We start from the raw sequence: 24,259 nt of genomic DNA on the forward strand, positions 1-24,259 counted from the left end.
TCTATTATTATATGAGATTTATAAAACTAATTCTATTAAGTTGCTGTATTGCGCAAGGTGTTACAGCAGAAACCCGCGACTCCCTCTCCTATCACATAGAGGCCACGGCCACAGCGGGAGGAGGTGATTATGCTCCCCTATGGTTCACAGCCAACCGCTATGGACTCTCCAGTGTAAACCCAAACAGTGCATGGTTGAGAGCCGGAGTGGAATATAATAAAAAGATGAACCACCACTGGAAAATGAAAGCAGGAGCCGATCTCGCCGGAGGATATAACCTGACTCAGAATATCATCGTACAGCAGGCTTATGTGGATATAGCCTGGAGATGCCTGCAACTGAGCATGGGAAGCAAGGAACGTAATCCGCTCGGCAAAGATCTCTACCTGAGCAGTGGTGCCATGGTGGAAGAAGGAAATGCACGTCCCGTCCCTCAGGTGCGGGCCGAAATAGAGGATTATGTTCCGGTTCCGGGTACAAAAAAATGGCTATCCTTCAAAGGACACTTTGCATACGGTGCCTTTACTGATGGCAATTGGCAGGAAGACTTTGCCCGCCCCCACTATAAGACTTACGTTAAGAACACATTGTATCACACCAAGTCGGCCATGTTCCGCATCGGAAATACAGAAAAACGCCCCTGGGAATTTGAAATCGGTCTGCTGGTTTCTTCTCAGTTCGGAGCAGACCAATATAAATGGAATAAGAAGACCAACAGTTGGGATATCTTCGACATGCCGGATGGTTTTAAGGACTACATCAACATGATCATCCCTACAGAAGGAGGAGAAAACACTCCGGGAGGAGATCAGGTGAATGTGGCGGGCAATTTTATCGGAAGCTGGAACACAGCCTTTACCTATTATTGGAAAGATTGGAAATTCAGAGTCTACTACGAACACATGTTCGAAGATGAATCGCAGATGTTCATGCAATACGGCCGCTGGAAGGACGGACATTTGGGACTGGAAGTGACTCTGCCTAAAAATCCTTGGGTCAGCAAGGTGCTTTGGGAAGGACTCGCAACCAAAGACCAAAGCGGTCCCATTCTTTACGATGGTTTCCTTGGGTCATTCGACTATCAGATCAGTGCAGCCGACAAATACTACAACAACTATTTTTATCAGGGATGGCAACATTGGGGTATGGGAATGGGTAATCCGCTGCTGCCAGGACCAATCTATAATAAGGATGGAAGCCTGATGTTCCGAAGTAACAGAACCAAAGCCAATCATCTGGCTTTCTGTGGTAACCCAACTGAAGAATGGAGTTATCGTGTAAAATTGTCGTATGCCAAGCATTGGGGCACCTATGAAAATCCGCTGGATGAGATAAAAAAACAGTTTTCGTCATATTATGAAGTGGGCTACCGCCCCAAACAGTTGAAAGGCTGGAATTTTAGCGCTACACTAGGCTGGGATCAAGGAGATTATCTGGGCAACAGTGTCGGTGGAATGATTACTATCAGAAAAGAAGGAGTATTATGGAAAAGATAACCAAGAAACTGGCAGCATGGAGCCTGCTGTTGGTCATGGTATGCATGACCTGGGGATGTGACAAAAAATGGCCGATAAACGGTAATCTGGATGGTTACTGGCAGTTGATGACCGTAGAAACCAAAGCTAACGGTACGAAAACTGATTGCCATAGAATGTATATGGGTATCCAGTTACACATGGTAGAACTAACGGACTTAGGAGGAAATGGATACAAGAGTTTCTTTGGAGAGTTCAGCTACGATGAGGATCAGGATATCGTCATAATCAAAAATCTAAAAGGAAAGAATGCGACGTCTGATGACGGACAATTGGCAGCAATCCCAGATCTGAATCCCTATGGCATTAATGCTCAGGAAACAGTATTTAAAGTGGTCAAAGCAGATGGTAAAGCATTGATCTTAGAATCAGATTATGCCCGACTAACTTTAAGAAGTTTTTAATCGGTAAAATCGTATAGAAAAACAGAAAAAACTAGTCCCGATTCGGTACGATTCGTTCAGATTCGTCTCCGAGTCGGGACTTATAGTATCTTGTTTAGCTTTTTTTCAACTAATCTAATTCCGCAGCAGGAATCACCCTGCCGAACAAAGTAACAAGATAATTACCTGCGCCGTAAGAATACGTAAAAACATAACCAGCGGATATACCGTAGAATAACCTACGGAAGGAGCATCACTGCTGGATGACTGGCTGGCAAAGGCCAAGGCTGGAGGGTCGGTAGTACTACCGGCAATCAGTCCCATTAAGATGAAATAGTTGATGTGATATTTATAACGGGCTATCAAACCGATCACCAAAATAGGAATTACCGTGATCAGGAAACCCATCCACACGTACATCAGGCCGTCACCTTCGACTACGGTATGCACAAAATTGGCACCGGCCTTAATACCCACACTGGCCAGGAACAATACCAATCCAACCTCACGCAGCATCAAACTGGCACTGTTGGTCACATAAGTAACCAGACGCAGCTTGTAACCGAACTTACCGATCAGAATAGCCACGATAAGCGGACCACCGGCCAGACCTAACTTAACCGGTGTCGGAATGCCGGGAACGGCAAAAGGAAGGCTTCCGAGAATGATACCCAAAAGAATACCTACGAAAATCGTGGCCATATTCGGATGATCCAGACGCTTGATAGAGTTACCCATCACATTGGCCACACGATCAACGGCATCTTCCGGACCTACTGCCACAATCTTGTCACCCACCTGAATACGCAGGTTTCGGTCGGCAAACAGATTCATACCAAAACGGGAAATACGGGTCACATTGACTCCGTAAACCGAACTGAAGTGCATCTCGCCAAATGTCTTTCCGTTCATGGAAGGCTGGGTAACCAGAATGCTCTTGGATACCATCGGCTTGTCCTGCATGTTCCAGTCTATATCCGTTACCTGAGGACCGATAAATGCCGAAATAGCCTCAGCATCGTCTTCGGCACATACCACATGGATGGAGTCTCCCAGATGGAGAACCGTTTTTCGGGTAGGAATGCTCACATGCCCTTCATGCAGCGCACGTGAACACACGAATTCCCGGCCCAGGAACTCGCGCACCTGTTTCAGATTCTTCTCGGCCAAAGCCGCATTGGTCACACGCAGAGTCATCTTGTGCGGCTTGACATGAGGATTTTCGGCGCGCTCGGCTTCAATGCGGGCTTCCTCCTTCTCCAAAGAAACTTTACACAAATAGCGCAAAGCGATTGTAGCTCCGATAATACCGATAACACCCAAAGGATAAGCACAGGCATATCCCGAAGCAATCTGAGGTATGGCATTTTCCGGAAAAATCTGATTCAAAGCCTCGGTAGCAGCACCCAATCCCGGAGTATTGGTCACCGCTCCACACAGCACACCCACCATCATAGGCAAGGAATGCGGATCGTTTGTGTCGCAGAACAGATAATAAAGCAGCAGCATGGTCACAATATTCAATGCCACAATGCCCACTGCCAGACAATTGAGTACGATTCCTCCTTTCTTGAAAGCTTCAAAGAATCCGGGGCCGACCTGTAAACCAATAAAATAGACAAACAGAATCAGACCGAAGTCCTGCATAAAGTTAAGAACGGAAAGATTTCCCGTAAAACCGAAATGCCCGGCCACAATGCCGGCAAACAGCACAAAGGTAACTCCCAAGGAGATACCGAAAACCTTGATTTTTCCCAAAAAGATTCCCGCAGCAATCACCACAGAATAGAGCAAAACGATGTGTGCTATGGAATCGGGATCGAATAATAAATTTTCAAACCAATTCATGATATTATTTTCTTGTTAAGTTCTGATTTGTGTCTTGTCAGTAAGCAAATGTAATCAAAAATAAAGAATAAGAAACATTTTTACGTATCTTTTTTTGCCTAAGCCGACTTTTTGCCCGAATGGTCAAATCCGGAAAGCTTTTTTTCGAGGATAAAAACTTTGTCCGGCAAGAGAATGACAAAAAAATACTATCTTTGCTACATTATTATATAATTAAAGAGAGATTCTGAAATGATTGTATGCATCGCAGAGAAACCCAGTGTGGCCAAAGACATAGCGCATGTGCTGGGAGCCAACAAGACCTGTAACGGATATATGGAAGGGAACGGATATCAGGTAACCTGGACGTTCGGTCATCTGTGCGAGCTGAAAGAGCCGCATGAATATTCTCCCCTGTGGAAGGCCTGGAGCCTTTCTGCCCTACCCATGATTCCGCCACGATTCGGTATCAAGCTGAAGGCTGACTCCGGTATTGAAAAACAGTTCAAAGTGATTGAGGAGCTCATGCAGCACGCTGACGAAATCATCAACTGTGGTGATGCCGGACAGGAAGGAGAACTGATTCAGCGCTGGGTGATGCAGAAGGCCGGAGCGCGCTGCCCCGTAAAAAGACTCTGGATTTCTTCACTGACCGAAGAGGCCATCAAGGAAGGATTCAGCCAACTGAAAGACCAGAAAGAATACCAGTCGCTCTACGAAGCGGGACTGAGTCGCGCCATCGGTGACTGGACCCTGGGTATGAATGCCACACGACTGTATACCCTGAAATACGGACAAGGGAAACAGGTGCTGAGCATCGGACGCGTACAGACTCCCACACTGGCCCTGATTGTCAAGCGGCAGCAGGAAATAGAAAACTTCACTCCCGAACCTTACTGGGTGCTGACCACGGTATATCGCGACACCACATTCACCGCTCTCATGGGACAGGATGAGGACGGAGAAGAGGAAGAGGAGAAGAAAAGCAAAGAAAACGACAAGAAGGATGCCGACATCAGCCGAAAGGGCTTTACCTCGCAGGAAGAAGGACGCGAAGCGTTGGAGAAAATCAAAGATGCTCCTTTTACCATCACGGCAGTAAACAAGAAAAACGGCACCGAGGCTCCTCCCCGTCTGTTTGACCTGACTTCCCTGCAGGTGGAGTGCAACAAAAAGTTTGCTTTCTCAGCCGACACCACTCTGCAAACCATACAGTCGCTTTACGAAAAGAAAATCACGACTTACCCGCGTGTAGATACCACCTTTCTGAGCGATGACATCTATCCGAAATGTAAGAACATTCTGAATGGAATAGCCGAACGCTATGGCGAACTGCTACAGCCCTTGCGGGGAGCGCAGCTGAAGAAAAGCAAAAAGGTGTTCGACTCCTCAAAGGTTACCGACCACCATGCCATCATCCCGACAGGAGTGAAACCCCAGAATCTTACTCCTGATGAAGAAAAGGTATTCGACCTCATAGCACGCCGCTTCATTGCCGCTTTCTATCCTGACTGTAAGTTCTCAACGACGACCGTGTTGGGCGAAACGGCCGGTATTCCGTTTAAGGCTACCGGAAAACTGATTGTGGTTTCGGGCTGGCGAGATGTCTATGCCGCCGAAAAGAAAAGCATGACCGGCAAGAACGAAGAAGAGCAGACCCTGCCTGACTTCCGGAAAGGGGAAAGCGGAACTCACATCCCGGATCTGGCCGAGAAATGGACACAGGCTCCCAAGCCCTATACCGAAGCGACCTTGCTGCGGGCCATGGAAACGGCCGGAAGACTGGTCGAGGACGAAAGTCTGCGCGATGCCCTGAAGGAAAACGGAATCGGTCGCCCGTCAACCCGCGCGGCCATCATAGAAACTCTGTTCAAGCGGCGCTACATCCGGAAGGAAAGGAAAAACCTGTATGCCACCCCCACCGGAGTGGAGCTGATCGGCCTCATCCATGAGGAACTGCTGAAAAGTGCCGAACTGACCGGTATCTGGGAGCGCAAGTTGCGCCAGATAGAAAAGAAGGAATATGAAGCCAAGACTTTTCTGGACGAACTGAAGCAAATGGTGTGTGACATTGTATATGCCGTGCTGGCGGACAACTCAAACCGACGGGTGGCTCTGACTCTGGAGGAAAAGAAAAAACCGGCAGAAAAGAAAACTGCCGAGAAAACCACCAGAAAGAAGGCTGCTTCCAAAAGCAAGAAGAAGGAAGCCGCTCCGCCCGCAACCGTGAAAGAAGGCGATATCTGTCCGCTGTGCGGAAAAGGCCATATCATCAAAGGCAAAACCGCCTTCGGATGTTCGGAATGGAAAAACGGATGCACCTTCAGACAATCATTTGAATAGGGTTTTCTGAAACACGAAAAACAATTATGAAAAAAATATTATGGACGGGAGCCGTTGCCCTGCTGCTCATCACCAGCGGATGCGGAGCCGACAAATTCGTCAAGAAAGGAGACCAGCATCTGGCCATCGGCGAATATTTCGAAGCTGCCGCACAATACCGCAAGGCATATATGCACACTCCTATCAAGGAAAGGGATAAAAGAGGAGAACGGGCCTTCAAGGCTGCCGAATGCTACCGCAAAATAAACTATACGGCCCGTGCCATCGGTTCGTATATGAATGCCGTGCGCTATCATTATCCAGACTCTACCACTTACCTGTATCTGGCACAGATGCAGCAGAAAAACGGAGATTACAAGAAAGCGACCGAAAACTATAAACTGTATCTGGAAAAAGACCCGGACAATGTTCTGGCCCGAAACGGACTGGAAGGATGCGTCATGGCTCCACGCTGGAAGGAGATTCCCACGGATTATTCCGTAAAGAAAGAACCGGTGCTCAACGGCAGACGCACGGACTATTCGCCTGTGCTGTATGGCGATGAGTGGGATCAGTTGTATATCACCACCACCCGGCCGCAAACCAAAGGTGATGAACTGAGCGGCATCACTGGCATCAAGAACAGCGACCTCTTTCTGGCAGAAAAGGACGAAAAGGGAAAATGGCTGCAACCCAAGGAATTCGAATCGGAAGTGAACAGCAATTACGATGAAGGCGCCTGCTGCTTTTCTCCCGACGGGAAGACCATGTATTTCACGCGCTGTACCTCCGATCCGGAATATCCGCGCTATGCACAAATATTCACGGCCAGCCGCAGTGATGCCACCTGGAGCAGTCCCCAGCCTTTGGAAATCACCAAAGACACCCTGTCTTCGTATGCTCATCCGGCTGTTTCTCCCGATGGAAACTGGCTGTACTTCGTATCCGACATGCCGGGCGGACTGGGTGGACTGGACTTGTGGCGCATCCGAATCACCAGCGACGGACTGGGAGGTGCCGAGAATCTGGGCGAACCCATCAATAGCCCGGGCGACGAAATGTTTCCGACTTTCCGCCCGAACGGCGAACTTTACTTTTCTTCAAACGGACACCCGGGCATGGGCGGTCTGGATCTGTTCTGTGCCAAACAGGACAGCACGGGAAAATGGAATGTGGAGAACCTGAAATATCCCATGAATTCGGCCGGAGACGATTTCGGCATGACTTTTGAGGGACTGCACAACCGGGGTTTCTTCAGCACCAACCGTAATGATGCCCGCGGATGGGACCACATCATGAGTTTCGAGAAACCCGACGTGATTCTGTCGGTCAAAGGATGGGTGTATGAAAAAGACGGTTACGAACTGCCGGACGGAATTGTCTATATGGTAGGAAACGACGGCACGAACCTGAAACTGAGCGTGCGGAGCGACGGTTCCTTCGTTCAGGAAATCAAGCCTCATGTGAAATACATCTTCTTGGGAACCTGCAACGGTTTCCTGAATCATAAGGAAGAACTGCAGGTGGATACCAGCAGGGTCAGCAAGGAATATGTGCTGCAATTTGCCCTGGCTTCCATAACGGCTCCGGTACTGGTGGAAAACGTGTTCTACGAATTCGACAAGGCCGACCTGACTCCGGAATCAACCGAATCACTGGACCGTCTGGTAAAACTGCTGGAAGAGAATCCGAATGTGACTATCGAGTTGAGTTCGCACTGTGACTACCGGGGCAATGACCAATATAACATGGGACTGTCACAACGCAGAGCGGAATCGGTAGTCAATTATCTGATTGCACACGGTATTGCCAAAGACCGTCTGTCGCCGGTGGGCTACGGCGAAAGCAAACCCAAGGTGATCAAAAAGAAACTTACGGAGAAATATCCGTTCCTGCATGAAAATGACACGCTGACCGAAAGCTTTATTCTGAAACTTCCGGAAGACCAGCAGGAAATCTGCAATGCCTTGAACCGACGGACCGAATTCAAGGTGCTCCGCACCACATACGGCCTGTTTGACGAAATGGGCAACCTGCTGAAGGAAGCTCTTACGGGAAAAGAGACGGAAAACCAACCCACAGAAGAATAGTACTCCAAATCATAAACGGGGGCTGCTTGGATCGTTCCAAGCAGCCCCCGTTTACGATAAAATTGTCCTGAAAATTCTTATTCTAAAACCGTCTTCCAGACTTCGATTACAAGACCTCCGAAAATCATGCTGATGAAATCAGAAAATCATTTTGATGAATTGAAAAAAACATCAGATACAAAATAAGGCCATGCCTTGAGCACAGCCTTAATCCCTCGTACAGGTTATACAAAACATTCTATAAGTTTCACTTCACCGTCAACCGGCTCTATCGTCAGACCGGGACAAGCCGCAGCGACCAGAATCGTGTGTCCTTCCTTCAAAAGCACCTCTTCATGCTCCGAACGGATCTTACAGTTTCCGTTCAGACAGATCAGAATCACAAACGAATCCAGCTCGGAATAGTCGCATACAATAGGCTCATTCAAATCATACAGGCTGGTACTGAAATAAACCGTATTCAGAAGCTCCATCGGTTCGTTCAGATGCACGTTAGGAGTAAAGGCATCCGTGCGGGCCGAATAATCAATGGCCTCACGCGCCTCGGCCAGATGCAACTGACGCGTATTTCCATTCTGGTCCTTCCGTCCATAATCATAGATGCGATAAGTGATATCGCTACTCTGCTGTATTTCACAGATAAAGCAACCGGCTCCAATGCTATGCACCCGACCGGCCGGCTGATAAAAGACATCCCCCTCATGCACATGATAACACTGCAACACTTCGGGCAGCGTACACTCTTCTACCCTCCGTTCATATTCTTCGGGAGTAAGCGGAAAAGAAAAACCGGAATACAGACGTGCTTCGGGAGTGGCTTTCACCACATACCACATTTCGCTCTTTCCGGAACAATGATGACGGGCCGCCGCCAAAGCATCACCAGGGTGCACCTGAACCGAAAGATCATCGCAGGCATCGATAAACTTGACCAACAAAGGAAAACGGCCTTCAAAACGAGTATAGTTTTCCTTACCCAACAAATCAGCCTTCAACACATCTACCAAGGCAGGTAAAGTATAACCGGTATATGGTCCCTGATCGACAACGCTTTCCGATCCGGGAATGGCAGACAACTCCCAACTCTCGCCGATACGGCGATTGTCGGCAGGCATCTGCTTATATCTTAATATGTCATATCCGCCCCAAATAGTGGGCTTCATAATCGGACTGAACGTAAATAAATGCATTTATTTTTTGATTGGTGAGGCTGCAAAATTAATAAAAAACAATAAAAGGTAAAGTAGAATATCCTTTTTTTCTGTTTTTATTTTGTAAAAAAAAAAATTATCAAGAGAAAATAGGACTTTTTACAAGGAGTTTTAAAGTCTTTTTCGTTGGGGTATATTATATTTTTCTCTACTTTTGTATTTTGTATAGATATTGAATGAAAGAAGATAAACGTTGTTATAATGAAGAATACAAATACATCAGAAACTCCCGCAGTCAATTTACTGATAGGAGCAATAGATATTTTAGTTGTATCACTAGCCATCTATACGACCTATTATCTGATAAAGGTCATTGACCCTTTATATGTTTTTTATTTCAAGCAGAAAACACTCATTGTTTTAGGAGTATTGTCTTATATTCCGGCATTTTTATATTTTCCTCCGCTACTCTACCAAAGAATCGTTCATGTAGACCGAATCGTAGAAAGAACATTTCATTTGATTTTACTTTACATCGTTCTATATGCTGCGGTACTTACCATTTTGAAAGGAGATCGTGTCCCCTACGGTTTTATCGGTTCACTGGCTTTGATCAGCTGGTTTCTGCTGTCCGTAGAACGACTGGGCTTGAGAAGCTTTATCAAAAGAACACGTAAAAAAGGAAAAAACCAGAAACAGATCATCTTTGTGGGATTACCCTGTCATTTTCAGAATTTCTATCAAGAGATTTCTGACCCCAATTATGGTTTCAAGATAAAAGGAATTTTCTACAACAATCCGGAAAGTCAGGAACTTACCATTCCGATTCCTTATCTGGGAACAACCGATCAGGTGACCGAATATCTGCAAAAAAAGCCCAATATCAAGGCGGTATACTGTGCCATACAGGAAGGAGACCAGAGTGATACGAAAAATATTCTGCGCTACTGTGAAAACAGCGTGGTCCGTTTCTATGCACTTCCGGTGTACATCAACCAGTTAAAGAAGAGTATGATTACCATACAGCAAGGCAGCAATATGTTGTTGACCTCGCGCAAAGAGCCGCTGAACAACATCAACAACGCATTGCTGAAGCGCGCCTTTGACCTGATCTGCTCCAGCCTGTTTCTGTTCACTCTGTTTCCGGTAATCTATGTCATTGTGGCCATCATCATCAAAAGACAAAGTCCGGGACCGGTAATCTTCAAACAGGAACGTAGCGGACTGAACGGAAAGGTTTTTACCTGCTATAAATTCCGGTCGATGCACGTAAACAAAGACGCAGACCTGGTGCAGGCCACCCTAAACGACCCGAGAAAATTCAAATTCGGCGACTTCATGAGAAAAACCAATATTGATGAGTTACCGCAGTTTATCAATGTATGGCTGGGAGACATGAGCATGGTAGGTCCCCGTCCGCACATGCTGAAACACACCGAACAATACTCACAACTCATCAAGGAATACATGGTGCGCCATTGGGTAAAACCCGGAATCACAGGCTGGGCACAGATTATGGGATTGCGCGGCGAAACCAAAGAACTGAAACAAATGGAAGATCGTGTGAAGGCAGACATCTGGTATGTGGAGAACTGGAATTTCTGGCTCGACGTGAAAATTATCTGGAAAACAGTCTGGAACATGATTACCCGCAATGAAAAAAACGCTTACTAAACAAAAATAAACGCCTATGAAAGGAATCGTATTGGCTGGAGGCTCCGGCACCAGATTATACCCTATTACCAAGGGAGTCAGCAAACAGCTGCTTCCTGTGTTCGACAAACCGATGATCTATTACCCTATTTCCGTACTGATGCTGGCCGGCATCCGGGAAATTCTGATTATTTCTACTCCCAACGATCTGCCGGGATTCAAACGCCTGCTGGGCGACGGCAGTGACTACGGAGTTCACTTTGAATATGCAGAGCAGCCTTCACCCGACGGTCTGGCACAGGCTTTTCTGATAGGCGAAGACTTTATCGGCAACGATGATGTGTGTCTGGTACTAGGAGACAATCTGTTCCACGGAGCCGGTTTTACAGGACTGCTGAAGGAAGCGGTACGCAATGTGGTAGAAGACCGCAAAGCCACCGTATTCGGTTATCGGGTCAACGATCCGGAACGCTACGGAGTGGCCGAATTTGATCAGGACGGAAACTGTCTGAGCATCGAGGAAAAACCTCAGAAACCGAAAAGCAACTATGCTGTTGTGGGACTGTATTTCTATCCGAACAAGGTGGTGGAGATTGCCAAAAACATCAAACCATCAGAGCGCGGCGAGTTGGAAATCACCTCTGTAAATCAGGAGTTTCTGAATCAGAAAGAGCTCAAGGTGCAGACTTTGGGACGTGGATTTGCCTGGCTGGATACCGGAACCCACGACAGCCTCAGCGAGGCCAGCACCTTTATCGAAGTTATCGAAAAGCGACAGGGCGTGAAAATAGCCTGCCTGGAAGGCATCGCTTATATAAACAACTGGATCAGCAAAGAACAGCTGATTCGTGTGGCCCAGCCCATGCTGAAAAACCAGTATGGCCAATATCTGATCAAACTGGCTGAAGAATATAACAAATAGAAAATACACCTTGAAGGTATTTTCTTTGAATTAAAGATTCACGATTAGTGCAAAGATTAAAAAAAAATCATATCTTTGCACTAATTTGTTTTATTAGAATCATCTGAAATGGGAATATTATCAAACTTATTTGGAAAAAAGAAGAACGACGATGAACAGGTACGTGTAGGCGGCATGGAGGATTTCATGACGCTGATCCGTGTGTATTACCAGGCAGTCATTGCCATGAATCTGGGTATTACCAACCTGGCATTCCTGCCGGACCTGCGTATTTTCAAACAGACACTGCATGTGCCGACCGTAAACAACAAACTGGGTATCGGCGAAAAGAACAAGTGCAAAAAGATGCTGATGGACATGTACGACATGAGCGACACTTTCTTCAAGGAGATTGACGCCAGCATCAAAAAGAACTGCCGCAACCAGAATGATATCAAAAACTATCTCATCATGTTCCAGGGATTCAGCCAGGACCTGATGATGCTTATCGGCAATCTGATGCAATGGAAATTCAGAATGCCTTCCATGTTTCACAAGGCCTTGAGAAACATGACGGCCAAAACCATTAACCAGATTCTGACCCGCAATGACTGGAAAGATGACGCTGTGAGAAGAACTTGCGTAAACATCCGCAAGTACGCAGCCACCTTGGGATATTCTGAAGCATGGATGACGGAATACGTATTCCGCATTGTCATGCTGGCCAAAAAAGAACCTAAAACAGCAAGCAACGACTAAAAAGCCACATTATTTCTGTAATATTATCACTTTTTTATGACTCCAGAAGAGGAAACCATCCTGAAAAGATTCGAAACCAGAACCCGGCAGCTCATCCTGCAATATCAGGAACTGAAACAGGAAAATGAGTTGCTGCGCCAACGGGTGGATACTCTGAACCGGGAGTTGGAAAATACAAAAAGAGATTACAGCAACCTGAAAGTGGCCCGAATGATCGATATCAGCGATCAGGACATGAAAGACGCCAAGGGACGATTGTCTAAACTGATCCGGGAAATAGACAAGTGCATTGCTCTACTCAAAATTTAAGGAACATGGAGAGCGAAAATCTTAAAATTACCATCAGATTGGGAAAAATGCTGTTTCCGATTACCGTAAAAAGACGGGAAGAGGAAATCTATAGAGCCGCCGAAAAACTGATTAACGAGCGGTTGAATTTCTATGCAGGTAAATACCAGCATCAGGGGGATGAAACTTATATGGCCATGGCTATACTGGACATCGCAGTGGCCCTGAAAAAGGATGAACAGAAGAAAGATGCATCTCCTTTAATGGAAAAGGTTACTACCCTGCTTCAGGAAATAGAAAGCAGTGGTCTGATTGACAAGAAGTAAAAACAGTCAGACGTGTCTCAGAGGTTGTCTTTTGCTCAAAAACAAGACACTACTATTATTATATTATATAAACTAAAAAAAATTATGGTAACAGCAATTATAGTATCATTAGCATGTCTCATTATAGGATGTGTGGGCGGGTATGCCATATTCCGCTACATTCTTACCGGAAATTATAAGGAGATGATCAATGAAGCGAAAAAAGAGGCTGAAGTGATCAAACAAAAGAAAATGCTGGAAGTAAAGGAGAAGTTCCTGAACAAAAAGGCTGAACTGGAGAAGGAAGTGCAGCAAAGAAACCAGCAGATCCAACAAAGCGAAAACAGACTGAAGCAAAGAGAAATCAGTCTGAACCAGCGACAGGATGACCTGAACCGCAAAAAGAATGAACTGGAAAATGAACGCAAAAGAATAGAAAGCCAGCAGCAGAAACTTATCCATAAGGAAGAAGAGCTGGAGCAGTTGCAGGAACAGGAGCGCATCAAACTGGAATCACTGAGCGGACTGAGCGCAGAAGAAGCCAAGGAAAGACTGGTGGAATCACTGAAAGAGGAAGCCAAGACTGATGCGGCAAGCTACATCAACGAGATTATGGACGAGGCCAAACTCACAGCCAACAAGGAGGCCAAACGTATCGTAATCCAGACCATACAGCGTGTGGCCACAGAAACAGCTATCGAAAACAGTGTAACCGTATTCCATATCGACAATGACGAGGTAAAGGGACGCATCATCGGACGCGAAGGTAGAAATATCCGCGCTCTGGAAGCTGCAACAGGAGTGGAAATCGTTGTGGACGATACTCCGGAAGCAATCGTTATCTCTGCATTTGATCCGGTGAGAAGAGAAATCTGCCGTCTGGCCTTGCATCAGCTGGTTGCTGACGGACGTATCCATCCGGCACGTATTGAAGAGGTTGTAGCCAAAGTAACCAAACAGGTGGAAGAGGAAATTATCGAGACCGGAAAACGTACGACCATCGACCTGGGAGTACACGGCTTGCATCCGGAACTGATCCGTATCATCGGTAAGATGAAATACCGTTCAAGCTATGGTCAGAACCTGTTGCAGCATGCACGCGAAACAGCTAACCTCTGTGCAGTGATGGCTGCCGAACTGGGACTGAATCCTAAAAAGGCAAAACGCGCCGGACTGTTGCACGATATCGGTAAGGTGCCTGATGAGGAACCGGAATTGCCACACGCTCTTTACGGTGCCAAACTGGCTGAAAAATATAAAGAGAAAGCAGATATCTGCAATGCCATCGGTGCCCACCATGATGAAATGGAGATGACTTCTCTGCTGGCTCCAATCGTACAGGTTTGTGATGCCATCAGCGGTGCCCGTCCGGGAGCACGCCGTGAAATCGTGGAAGCCTACATCAAACGTCTGAACGACCTGGAGAACATTGCCATGAGTTATCCGGGCGTAACCAAGACCTATGCCATTCAGGCCGGTAGAGAGTTGCGCGTAATTGTAGGTGCAGACAAGATTGACGACAAGCAGACCGAAAACCTGAGCACGGAAATCGCCAAGAAGATTCAAGATGAGATGACTTATCCGGGACAGGTAAAAATCACGGTTATCCGCGAAACACGCGCGGTCAGCTACGCAAAATAAAGAGTTTTTCAATGTCCCTGAATGCCTGGCATTTAGGGACATGTTTTTTATAAAGTTTCGTATCAAACAAATAACAGTCCAAAACATGCGCATCGGAATTGTCACACTACCATTATATACCAACTACGGGGGACTTTTGCAAGCTTATGCCCTACAGACCGTATTAAAAGAGATGGGACATACTCCTGTCACATTTACACAAGCCCCTCATCTTCCTGCCAATAAGTTTTTACTTCCGCTCAAATGGATCAAACGGGGAATATATAACTGCATTCAAAGTAAAAAGACCCCAATATTTTTGGAAATGGTCTTTCGAAAGACTTACCCGATTGTCAGTCAACATACCCAAAAATTCATTGACCGGAATATAACGACTCAACGCATCTCATCGTTCAAGGAGCTAAAAGAACAGGATTTTGATGCCCTTGTGGTGGGAAGTGACCAAATATGGCGTCCAATGTATTTCCACCATATTGAAGCCGCATTTCTCGATTTTGCATCTGGATGGAACATAAAAAAACTGTCGTATGCCGCTTCTTTCGGTACTGATACCTGGGAATACACGAAAAAACAAGAAACAACATGCAAGGAGCTGATCCGACAATTCAACCGGGTGTCCGTGCGGGAAACCTCCGGAATTACTCTGTGCAAAGAGTATTTGAATAAAGAAGCTACTTGTGTATTGGATCCAACATTATTGCTCACGCCACAGCAATATATATCCTTGTTCCAGAATCAGTCGGTACCACAAAGTCCGGGTAATCTGCTGGTCTACATTCTTGATGAATCGGAAGACAAAAAGAAAGTAATCAATCTATGCCAGCAAAACCAATACATTCCTTTCTATGTCAATTCAAAGGTTGATGATTTAAGTTGTTCGATTGAAGAGCGAATCCAACCTCCAGTAGAAGCCTGGCTACGCGGTTTCTTTGATGCCCAGATGGTCATTACAGACTCTTTTCATGCTTGTGTATTTGCCATCCTGTTCAACAAACCTTTCTTGGTTTATGGTAATAAAGGAAGAGGTATGAGCCGCTTTCACTCAATTCTGAGTCTCTTTGATCTGGAAGAACGACTAATTTCATCGCCAGATGAAGCAGAAAGCAGACTCTTCAAGGAAATTGACTGGAATCACGTAAATAGCAAATTAGAAGGATTGAGGAAAAACTCATTGGATTTCTTAAAAGAATGTTTAGCTGTATAACCTATTCTAAAAAGACACTATGCTTATATCTGTAGTTATCCCCCTATACAATAAAAAGAAAAGTATACTCCGTACTGTATCTTGCGTGCTGCAACAAACATACAAGGATTTCGAGATCATCCTGGTGGACGATGGTTCTACGGACGGCAGTTTGGAGTGTCTGGAGTCTATAACTGACCCAAGACTGAAACGGTACAGAAAAAAGAATACAGGAGTATCTGATACCAGAAACAAAGGAATGGAATGGGCATCAGGAGAAGTCATCGCTTTTCTGGACGGCGATGATCTTTGGGATCCGTTCTATCTGGAAAGATTACATGATATGGTGGCTTCCTATCCCGACTGCGGTCTGTATATGCAGGACAGCATGGACATACCCGCACAGGAGGCCAATCAGGCAAAAGGAACTGAAGAACATAAGGAAATCAAGAAATTCAATAATTGGGAACACTATTTCTATTATCGCAATTTCAAGACATCTGCCCTGGCCGTAAATAAAGCTAAAGCCATAGAATTGCAAGGCTTTGACCAGTCTCTTACGATTGGAGAAGATTTGGATTTCTGGTTCCGGCTTATCCTGTCTTATCCGGTTTGCTTCCTGGATGAGATTCATGTCTTTATCCTAAAATATGAAGAGGAATATCACAGCAGGTTTGTTCCTAAAGACTTCAGCAAACACTTTTCTTACAAACTGGTCTTTAAAAAGGATTTATACTTAAATTTAAAGGACAACAAGGATGTTCACTTTATCATGAACAAAATCATCTTCTATGCCTTGCTTGGATTTGATAAAGATAAAAACACGGAAGCAGTAAGAATTCTTTCAAAGAATTTATCTTTTGGGCGTTTGAACTGGAAAGATAAAATCAAATATATCTTGCATCAATGTACGGTGCACAGAACGAAATGTTCCATAGCTAAACGTGTTGCTTAACGATGTAAGGTGCTGAAACATAGAGCTATGCCCTTGAAATATGTGGCGCATTGGCACAAAAACAAAATGTTACATCAGACGACATTGATACTACATAATAAAGGCTTTATACGTGCATTTACATGGCTTGATGTTACATATTAAGCAAAAGACCCTGAAAACGGCTTAGAATCGCTTAAAATAAGGCATTCTAAGCCGTTTTTATTATCCAATTAAAGGCCGTTTAAATATCCTTTATCGCCTTTGATTCCGTAAGGTTGAAGTGTTAAAAAATAAAAGGAAAATACAACACCCATGAGGAATACCCATGCAACACCCATTCGCCGTTAAAAACAAATTGTTCCTAACACCCATGCAACACCCATTCAATTTGCGTTTATTTTTGCTTTGAGTTATGGCGTATAAGGTATAAAATATAGGCTTAAATAATGGTTTTGCGGTTGAGTTCTGGGGTATAATACACCTCGTTTTCATTGAGATTTATATTATATAGTTGATTATTAGGAGATTATGGTTGTTTTATGTATCTTTGTGAAGATTCACAGCCAAAAGGTGGCGATATAGCACAGTTGGTAGTGCAAACAGTATGGAAGACAACATCTGTTGTGTCTCTGGTTCGAGTCCAGATATCGCCCCAATCCTTTACTTGTTTTTATAGGTATTAGCTTCGTTATGAACGCTCCCGGTGAGAGTCCGGGAGCTTAATTTAAATTACTCTATGGGAATTATTCGTACTATTTTGAACAATTATAGGGATATCTACATATATGAACGAGCAATGCGCGAAATAGTGCTTGCTTTGGAAGGTTTTCCTATAAGCACAATTAAATTCGGTATAGAAAATTATGATGAAGCTCTTCGACTTGCAACCACATTAAGTAGAAAGGTTGTAGAACTTGAAAAAGAACTGGAGGAATTGCGCAAGGGAAATATTACTGATACGAAAAAGAGCACCCCCAATTATAAGGGCCCAAGTACTCCTGTTGCTGACTATATAAATTTTGCTACTTTAATCGCCAATAAAGAAGAAGAGAGAGCAAACCATATCAACCATATCAGTAAGCTGGTACGTGAGTTTGGCCAAGAAGCCGTTGCAGATAAAATCTCCTGGATGATGTCGGATATTTTGCGGGCATACCCTAAGTCAAAGAATATAGATACGGCTGTTGAGCTCTTAGGAGCTATAAGGCTTGAAATCATTAATGGAGTTTATTCAAAATAGGAGGATCGTTTCAAACGACCCTCCTATTTTAGTTTTTACTTATATAGTATTATTTTATTGTTATTCCAACCGTATTACTCCAATAACCAAAGCCACATGATAAATCCTGTTTATTGGTAATTCAAATGGCTCGTAGTGTTCATTATCCGATACGATAAGGACGTGTTCTTTGTCGGAGCCGGGTTTTACCCGTTTGATAAGCGGGCCCTGATCCGTATCCAATACATATACTTTATTCCATTGAAAAAAGAGATCGTCCATAGGCAAACGCTTGCAGGCCACAATGTCACCGCTGTTGTATCTGGGATACATGCTGCTGCCTTTAACGCTGATCAGGAATTCGGCTCCTTTGAATGTAGGAACGACAAAGCGCTCACATTCGGATTCCAGTACCGTTTGTTCGCCCGTGAAAGATCCAGCCATAGCACTGATGGGAATCAAAGGAATGCCCTCTGTGGGTGAATCTGAAGGATGAGCAACCGGTAAATTTTCCTGTTCAGTTTCTGTATGGAGCATGTTGCCTTTACCGGTTAAAAGCCAATTAATATTTAAGTCTTTATATTTTGCTAATATCTTAGCAATAATAACATCTGTAATCGTCGCTTTAAGTTTATCTGAATCCAAAAGCCCTCTTTTAATTTCTAAATCGCTATAAAACTGCGGTTTAGAAATGTTTTTGTATTCGATATATTGTAAAAGTCTTTCTTTTGTTGTCATTGTCATACCCGAAAAGTTTTAGATTTTACTAAAAAATTAGATTTTTATTTTTGATTGTTACTAAGATTTTAGTAGATTTGCAACATCTTTCTAAACCGAAAGATGCCAACGAAGATAAATAATAATCCTTAAAAACGCAAATTATGGGAAAAACCAATAAAAAAAGCCTTGAAAGGTCCCCCCTCCAAGGCAGTCAAGTAGTCATGATTCCACACGGAACGAAAAAGATTCAACTCCTGAATCAAATAATTGAAGAATACCGGCTTCGGCTTCTATCAACTTACCCAGATAAAAAACGGCCTCTGCCTGATGAATGCAAACATCTACGGTGTACACTAGGAACAGAGAAGCTGATTTTGTATTTCGGTGCGGATGCTCGAAATAATGGGTATAAGGCAACAGGAAGCGTTCAAGTGTTGCCTCAAAAGCAGGCGACAATGCCGGCAGAACTTCTTTCTCGCTATTGGCAAGTTTGAAGGTCACAATAAATTTTACACTTTGACTCATAATCTCAAAATAAAGTTTGTTTAGCATCGCTACAAATGTAGCAAAACCATTCCGGTTCGCGATGAATAGGAATGGAATTTTAACCGAGTAATAATGATAAAAACAATAATAAAATGGCAGAAATATTAATGGTGTACGGCGAACGCCGAAAGTTGGCCGAGAAATTCAACGTAAGCGAGGTAACAGTCCGTGACGCTTTGAAGTTCAAGACACGCAGCAACAAGGCCAACATGATCCGTAAAGCCGCCCTTGAAATGGGAGGTGTGTTGCAGGGAGCAAAGTCTTTGCGTGAAGGGTTGGGTAAAGAGAACAATGAACCAAAAGATGAATGATATGAAACGAATAAGTCCTGCGGTCCGCAAACTGCTGTTTCTTTTTGCGATACTCATTATCAGCTGCTTTCTGGAAGGTATGGCCAACTTTATTGTACTCATATTGCTTTGTCTGGCGTTGATTCCTGTGTCATGCAGTCTGGATAAAGAAGAACGGGAATACAATGAATGGATGGACGACATGATCCGGAAACAGGACGAAAGAAAGAATAAAGAATGACCGGTACACGGCCCAGAGCCGTGAGTGTGAAACGATAAAACATATTTATTATGGCTGTAATCTATAACAATCAGGTTTGTGTCTTCGCAAATGAATTGATTGCCTATAACAAAAAGAGCGGAGTTGGTACAGACAGCGGTTTTCTTCCGGAAGGAACGTACTATTCCAAGGTTACACGTGGTCTTATCATGATAGCCCGCCGAAGTACTCCCAAATCTTCTGCTCTTGTTTATTTCGATACAATGGAAGAATACATCAAACAGCAATACATCAAGATTTACGGTGATCCTCACGAAGCTTTTGACGCGCTCCCCAAACAAAGTCTGTTGGAACGCGAACTGGAGTATAACGAAGAAGCCTATTCCTTTTTTACGGAATATACCGACTGTGGAGGCAAGAAACTGAAACCCGAAAAGGCTTCGCTCTACACGCTTCAGGCCCGCATTCTGGAGGCGGTGCTTCGGCTTTGGCATGAAAACCGTATCCGTATAGGCTCCGGTCAGATGCGCGTCAATGTGTGGGATACACTGAGCCGTATGGTGAATGATCTGCTTGAGGTGCGGAACAGTCGCGGCGAGCAACGCTATCCGCACAAACTGCCCTCTACGGGAAAGACTCTCCAACGCAAGGCACTGCAATATGAACGTGAGGGGTATGAATCTCTGGTCAATAAGAATCATGGCAATATCTCGACGCGTAAACTGAAGGATGAGGAGTGTGAGGCTGTCATGCACAAGCTGCTAAGTCAGCATATGAATCTGAATAATGTTCAGATTATGGAGCAATACAACATGATCATAACTGAGATAAACCGATGCAATGCAGTAGATGGAAGCAAGAAGCCGTTGCCTCTGATCAAAAGTCCTGCTACGGTGGAGGCTTACCGCAAAGCAATGGAGTCTACGACACTGGGACACCGAAGAGGCGGAAACGCATGGAAAAACAAGTATGAAATGCAGATGAAACGCACCGCCCCGGAAACGGCCATGACCTATTGGACACTGGACGGATGGGATGTGGAACTGGTATACGAAAAGAAGGTTACGCGTGAAAAGGTTGTTGACGGGGAGATAAAACGCACGGTCAACACCACCTATTCCAACCGCAAATGTATGGTTGTGGTGCTCGACGCATGCTGCAAGTATCCGGTGGGCTATGCCATTGGCGACCATGAAAGCCCTGCGCTGATACGCCTGGCTTTACGGAATGCCGTAAAGCACGCCGCAGATCTGTTCGGAGCCCGATATAAGCCGATGCAGTTGCAAAGCGACAATTACCAGCGCAAAATCATGGTGCCTTTTTACGAAGGAATGACGCATGTGTATACACCCGCCGCTTTGGGAAATGCCAAGTCCAAAATCATAGAGCCTTATTTCAATCACATCAACAAGACTTATTGCCAGATGCTTCCCAACTGGAGCGGAGTGAATATCAACGCCAAACGCGACTCGCAACCGAACATTGAGATTCTGAACAAGAACCGCCGTCTGATTCCGTCTGAGGATGTTGTGCTACAACAGATACACAGTATTATGGCCAAAGAACGGGATTTGAAACGTGACGCTTATCTGAAAGCCTGGGCCAATACACCGGGAGATAGGAGGCTGCCGTTCGGGGATGAGGAATACCTGTATCTGATGGGAGATACGACCGGACGCACCAACCGTCTTACAGGGCAAGGATTGCTGATGGAACTGATGGGACAGCGGCTTAATTTCGAGTCCTTCAACCCGGATCTGCGCAATCACTATAATGAGGACTGGGTGGTGCACTACGATCCGGAAGATTTGTCACAAGTGCTTATCTGCAACGCGGAAGCTACAACCGGCCACCGGGTGAAAAAGGAAATCGGAACTCTGCGGTTCTGCATGCACCGTGACACCAGCGTGCCGATGGCACTTATAGATCAGGAAGACGAACATTTTGAGCACCGCCGGAAAGTCCGGGAGTTCAACCAATCGTTGGAACAACATTATATCGAGCGACAGAGTCAGGTAGACGAAACCTTGCAGAGTATGGTATCACGTTATCCTCAACTGAAAAGCAACACGCTGCTCGACCGTGCGCTGATTACCGATATTCACGGGCAGCATAAAGACCGACGTTCCGAAGCAAGGGACGATATTCAGGACGCGGTTGTCGTGGAAGAGGTTTCTGATGATGATTATGAATGGAACCCCACAGACATGAGATTTTCAAGATAGTTTAAACAACCTTTAAAACACATATAAATATGGATAAACAAGCTCTCAAACAGTATATCGAAAATTTGATCCTTCGTGGCAGTTCTGCCGCAGAACTGGCCCGCCGCTGTGGTATATCCGTGGCTTCCATGAGCCAGTTCCGTACTGGTAAATACGCCGCCAGTGATGATGTCATGGCCGAAAAAATTGCCACAGGCCTTTATTTCTTTGAGAATTCCCGTAATGTGGTAGACACGGTAACCAGTTACCGACAGGTAAAGACTGCCTTTGTAGCGGCCCGTAGCAAAAACAAATGGTATTGCATCAGCAGTCGTTCCGGAAGTGGCAAGACCCAAAGTCTGATTGACTTGTATAATGTATGTGGAGACAGTTCGGTGGTTTATCTGAAGTGCCGGAAATGGTCCAGCCACAAATTCCTGCTCAAACTGGCTACGGCCATGGGTGAGAATGTGAACCGGTATATGGATAATGACACTTTGCTCGATATATGTGCCGCTCACATGAACCTCATGGCAGACCGTCATCCGATTCTGCTTATTGATGATGCCGGAAAGCTGACTCATTCGGCCATGAACTGCCTGATACCGCTTTATGATGATACTTTAGGTCGTATGGGATGTCTGGTGGCCGGAACCGAAACCTTGGAGAGAAACATCAAACGCTATGTGGGTCGTATTGAAGGTTACGATGAGATAGACGGACGGTTCGGACGAAATTATATCACGTTGTTAGGAGCCACAAAGAAAGATGTCATATCCATTTGCATGGCGAACGGCATCACGGACAAAGAAACGGCAGAAGCAATCTGGGGCAAGCTTCCAAAAATAAAGAAGCAGCCTAATCCCGATGATCCCCGCTCTGTGTGGTTCTCTGATGATCTGCGCGAACTGGCAAGTATGATTGATGATGTGGTGATTCGTCAGGAACTCAGTAAAGGAGAGATGAAGGTATGAGGGCTTTAAGCATTGCCAATATCGAAGAGAGGAAATATAGCTTCATTCCTTTCTCCGCCCCGTTTCGGGAAGCCTTCGGAAACAAGGAAAAAGGCGGCAACTGGATTGTTTACGGCAAGTCCGGACATGGCAAGACACGTTTTGTGCTGCAATTGGCCAAGGAGTTTGACCGCATGGGATACCGGGTTCTGGTCGCATCGTTGGAAATGGGCTTCAGTGCAGAGTTCCAGAACGATCTGAAAGAAGCTGGTATCCGTTCGAAAATCCAGAAGATAATCTTTACGGACGCTCTGACTGTTCCGGATCTGAACGAACTTATGGAGAAGCAACGCAGTCCTGATGTCGTTATCGTGGATTCTTTGCAGTACTTCGTCAATCAGTACGATGCCACTGCTGAAGGCATTATCGCCTTGCGCAAGAAGTTCCGCAGCAAGATTTTCATTTATGTAAGCCATGTGGAAGGCAAGGAAGTGGAGGGAAAAACAGCCTATATCGTCAAACGTGATTGTTTTGTACGTATTCAGGTACAAGGCTTTCGCGCAATTTATATCGGCCGTGGAAAAGGCGGCCCTAAAGGATACTATACGATATGGGACAAAGGGGCCGAACGAATGTGGCTGGATACAGAAAAAACAAATAATCAGGATGAATATGAACAGGAAATTGACACTCCCGGCCACGAATGAGCAAAAGAAGCTTATTCACCGCCTTAAACGCCAGCTTTGTCTGGATGAAGATACGTATCGTAATCTGATCAGTCAGTATAGTGGCGGACGTACCGATACATCGGCCCTATTAAATAAAGATGAAGCAAGAAGACTTATCAGCAATCTGATTGATCCGGAAGGCAAGCATGTAAAAGACGAAAAGAGGAAATACAATTTAGTATGCCGTATTTACCGTACATCATGTGAAATTTCCGGATTGAACGCACCATACGATGTAGACGATCCGATTGAACGGCAAATGAATATCGCCAAACTGAATCGATGGTTACGCCAATATGGACGCTGCAAGAAGCCAATATCCCAACAGAGTTATGAAGAATTAAAGCAGACATACCGTCAGATTGTTGCAAGAGCTAACAAAGAGTAAAATAATAACCTATAAA

The 24,259-nt window shown here is 45.1% G+C and carries 23 protein-coding genes and 1 pseudogene; 20 read left to right on the top strand and 4 right to left on the bottom strand.

Annotated elements, in window-relative coordinates:
* Positions 1–11: 11 nt before the first annotated feature.
* Positions 12–1,496, top strand: coding sequence for a capsule assembly Wzi family protein (locus tag DXA74_RS02190; protein WP_118525190.1), 1,485 nt, complete (start codon positions 12–14; stop codon positions 1,494–1,496).
* Complete coding sequence (locus DXA74_RS02195; protein ID WP_233550420.1) at positions 1,484–1,939, top strand: lipocalin-like domain-containing protein; 456 nt, start codon at positions 1,484–1,486, stop codon at positions 1,937–1,939. Before DXA74_RS02190 ends, DXA74_RS02195 begins: the two co-directional genes overlap by 13 nt.
* Positions 1,940–2,071: 132 nt before the next feature.
* On the opposite strand, the gene DXA74_RS02200 is transcribed toward DXA74_RS02195, so the two are convergent.
* Positions 2,072–3,766, bottom strand: a complete 1,695-nt coding sequence (locus tag DXA74_RS02200; RefSeq protein ID WP_118525191.1) for a putative transporter — start codon at positions 3,764–3,766, stop codon at positions 2,072–2,074.
* A gap of 231 nt (positions 3,767–3,997) precedes the next feature.
* Between DXA74_RS02200 and DXA74_RS02205 the strand changes: the two genes are divergently transcribed.
* Positions 3,998–6,088: a DNA topoisomerase 3 gene (locus DXA74_RS02205; protein ID WP_118525192.1), complete on the top strand. Its 2,091-nt coding sequence runs from the start codon at positions 3,998–4,000 to the stop codon at positions 6,086–6,088.
* A 26-nt stretch (positions 6,089–6,114) separates the two neighbouring features.
* Positions 6,115–8,157, top strand: a complete 2,043-nt coding sequence (locus DXA74_RS02210) for an OmpA family protein (RefSeq protein WP_118525193.1) — start codon at positions 6,115–6,117, stop codon at positions 8,155–8,157.
* Between the two features lie 224 nt (positions 8,158–8,381).
* Here the strand turns inward: DXA74_RS02210 and DXA74_RS02215 are convergent, their stop codons facing one another.
* Entirely contained in the window at positions 8,382–9,347 is a 966-nt protein-coding gene (locus tag DXA74_RS02215) for a type I phosphomannose isomerase catalytic subunit (protein ID WP_118525194.1), read from the bottom strand.
* A 222-nt stretch (positions 9,348–9,569) separates the two neighbouring features.
* Between DXA74_RS02215 and DXA74_RS02220 the strand changes: the two genes are divergently transcribed.
* The 10 genes and pseudogenes from DXA74_RS02220 to DXA74_RS02265 all read left to right on the top strand — a co-directional run bounded on the left by DXA74_RS02220 (position 9,570) and on the right by DXA74_RS02265 (position 18,215).
* Positions 9,570–10,982, top strand: coding sequence for an undecaprenyl-phosphate glucose phosphotransferase (locus tag DXA74_RS02220; protein ID WP_118525195.1), 1,413 nt, complete (start codon positions 9,570–9,572; stop codon positions 10,980–10,982).
* A 16-nt stretch (positions 10,983–10,998) separates the two neighbouring features.
* Positions 10,999–11,883 (top strand): glucose-1-phosphate thymidylyltransferase RfbA, encoded by an 885-nt coding sequence (gene rfbA / locus DXA74_RS02225; protein ID WP_118525196.1) that lies wholly within the window; start codon positions 10,999–11,001, stop codon positions 11,881–11,883.
* A gap of 108 nt (positions 11,884–11,991) precedes the next feature.
* A complete protein-coding gene (locus DXA74_RS02230) occupies positions 11,992–12,621 on the top strand; it encodes a hypothetical protein (protein WP_118525197.1) in 630 nt (209 codons plus the stop codon).
* Positions 12,622–12,657: 36 nt separating this feature from the next.
* On the top strand, positions 12,658–12,930 hold the full coding sequence (locus DXA74_RS02235) for a hypothetical protein (protein ID WP_118525198.1): 273 nt from the start codon (positions 12,658–12,660) through the stop codon (positions 12,928–12,930).
* A gap of 5 nt (positions 12,931–12,935) precedes the next feature.
* Positions 12,936–13,235 carry a cell division protein ZapA gene (locus DXA74_RS02240; RefSeq protein ID WP_118525199.1) on the top strand — a complete coding sequence of 100 codons (300 nt, stop codon included), beginning with the start codon at positions 12,936–12,938 and terminating at the stop codon, positions 13,233–13,235.
* An 84-nt stretch (positions 13,236–13,319) separates the two neighbouring features.
* Entirely contained in the window at positions 13,320–14,855 is a 1,536-nt protein-coding gene (gene rny, locus DXA74_RS02245; protein ID WP_118525200.1) for a ribonuclease Y, read from the top strand.
* An 85-nt stretch (positions 14,856–14,940) separates the two neighbouring features.
* Entirely contained in the window at positions 14,941–16,059 is a 1,119-nt protein-coding gene (locus DXA74_RS02250) for a polysaccharide pyruvyl transferase family protein (protein WP_118525201.1), read from the top strand.
* Between the two features lie 19 nt (positions 16,060–16,078).
* Complete coding sequence (locus DXA74_RS02255; protein ID WP_118525202.1) at positions 16,079–16,993, top strand: glycosyltransferase family 2 protein; 915 nt, start codon at positions 16,079–16,081, stop codon at positions 16,991–16,993.
* Positions 16,994–17,547: 554 nt separating this feature from the next.
* A pseudogene (locus DXA74_RS02260) lies at positions 17,548–17,628 on the top strand.
* Positions 17,629–17,711: 83 nt separating this feature from the next.
* Complete coding sequence (locus DXA74_RS02265; RefSeq protein WP_147401000.1) at positions 17,712–18,215, top strand: hypothetical protein; 504 nt, start codon at positions 17,712–17,714, stop codon at positions 18,213–18,215.
* Positions 18,216–18,275: 60 nt separating this feature from the next.
* Here the strand turns inward: DXA74_RS02265 and DXA74_RS02270 are convergent, their stop codons facing one another.
* A complete protein-coding gene (locus DXA74_RS02270; RefSeq protein ID WP_118525204.1) occupies positions 18,276–18,938 on the bottom strand; it encodes a S24 family peptidase in 663 nt (220 codons plus the stop codon).
* Between the two features lie 195 nt (positions 18,939–19,133).
* Positions 19,134–19,466, bottom strand: coding sequence for a hypothetical protein (locus DXA74_RS02275; RefSeq protein ID WP_147401001.1), 333 nt, complete (start codon positions 19,464–19,466; stop codon positions 19,134–19,136).
* Positions 19,467–19,552: 86 nt separating this feature from the next.
* Between DXA74_RS02275 and DXA74_RS02280 the strand changes: the two genes are divergently transcribed.
* Genes DXA74_RS02280 through DXA74_RS02305 form a run of 6 tightly spaced genes read left to right on the top strand, consistent with a single transcriptional unit; the run spans position 19,553 to position 24,243 of the window.
* Entirely contained in the window at positions 19,553–19,771 is a 219-nt protein-coding gene (locus DXA74_RS02280) for a hypothetical protein (RefSeq protein ID WP_147401002.1), read from the top strand.
* Between the two features lies 1 nt (position 19,772).
* On the top strand, positions 19,773–19,991 hold the full coding sequence (locus tag DXA74_RS02285; RefSeq protein WP_147401003.1) for a hypothetical protein: 219 nt from the start codon (positions 19,773–19,775) through the stop codon (positions 19,989–19,991).
* A 50-nt stretch (positions 19,992–20,041) separates the two neighbouring features.
* Positions 20,042–22,195: a hypothetical protein gene (locus DXA74_RS02290; protein WP_118525208.1), complete on the top strand. Its 2,154-nt coding sequence runs from the start codon at positions 20,042–20,044 to the stop codon at positions 22,193–22,195.
* Between the two features lie 29 nt (positions 22,196–22,224).
* Positions 22,225–23,148, top strand: a complete 924-nt coding sequence (locus tag DXA74_RS02295; RefSeq protein WP_118525209.1) for an ATP-binding protein — start codon at positions 22,225–22,227, stop codon at positions 23,146–23,148.
* Positions 23,145–23,834, top strand: a complete 690-nt coding sequence (locus DXA74_RS02300) for a hypothetical protein (protein WP_118525210.1) — start codon at positions 23,145–23,147, stop codon at positions 23,832–23,834. Before DXA74_RS02295 ends, DXA74_RS02300 begins: the two co-directional genes overlap by 4 nt.
* Positions 23,800–24,243: a hypothetical protein gene (locus DXA74_RS02305; RefSeq protein ID WP_118525211.1), complete on the top strand. Its 444-nt coding sequence runs from the start codon at positions 23,800–23,802 to the stop codon at positions 24,241–24,243. The genes DXA74_RS02300 and DXA74_RS02305 overlap by 35 nt, the downstream gene beginning before the upstream one ends.
* Positions 24,244–24,259 lie beyond the last annotated feature (16 nt).

Origin of the sequence: Bacteroides sp. OF04-15BH (genome assembly GCF_003477995.1) — a bacterium.
Taxonomy (GTDB): Bacteria; Bacteroidota; Bacteroidia; order Bacteroidales; family Bacteroidaceae; genus Paraprevotella.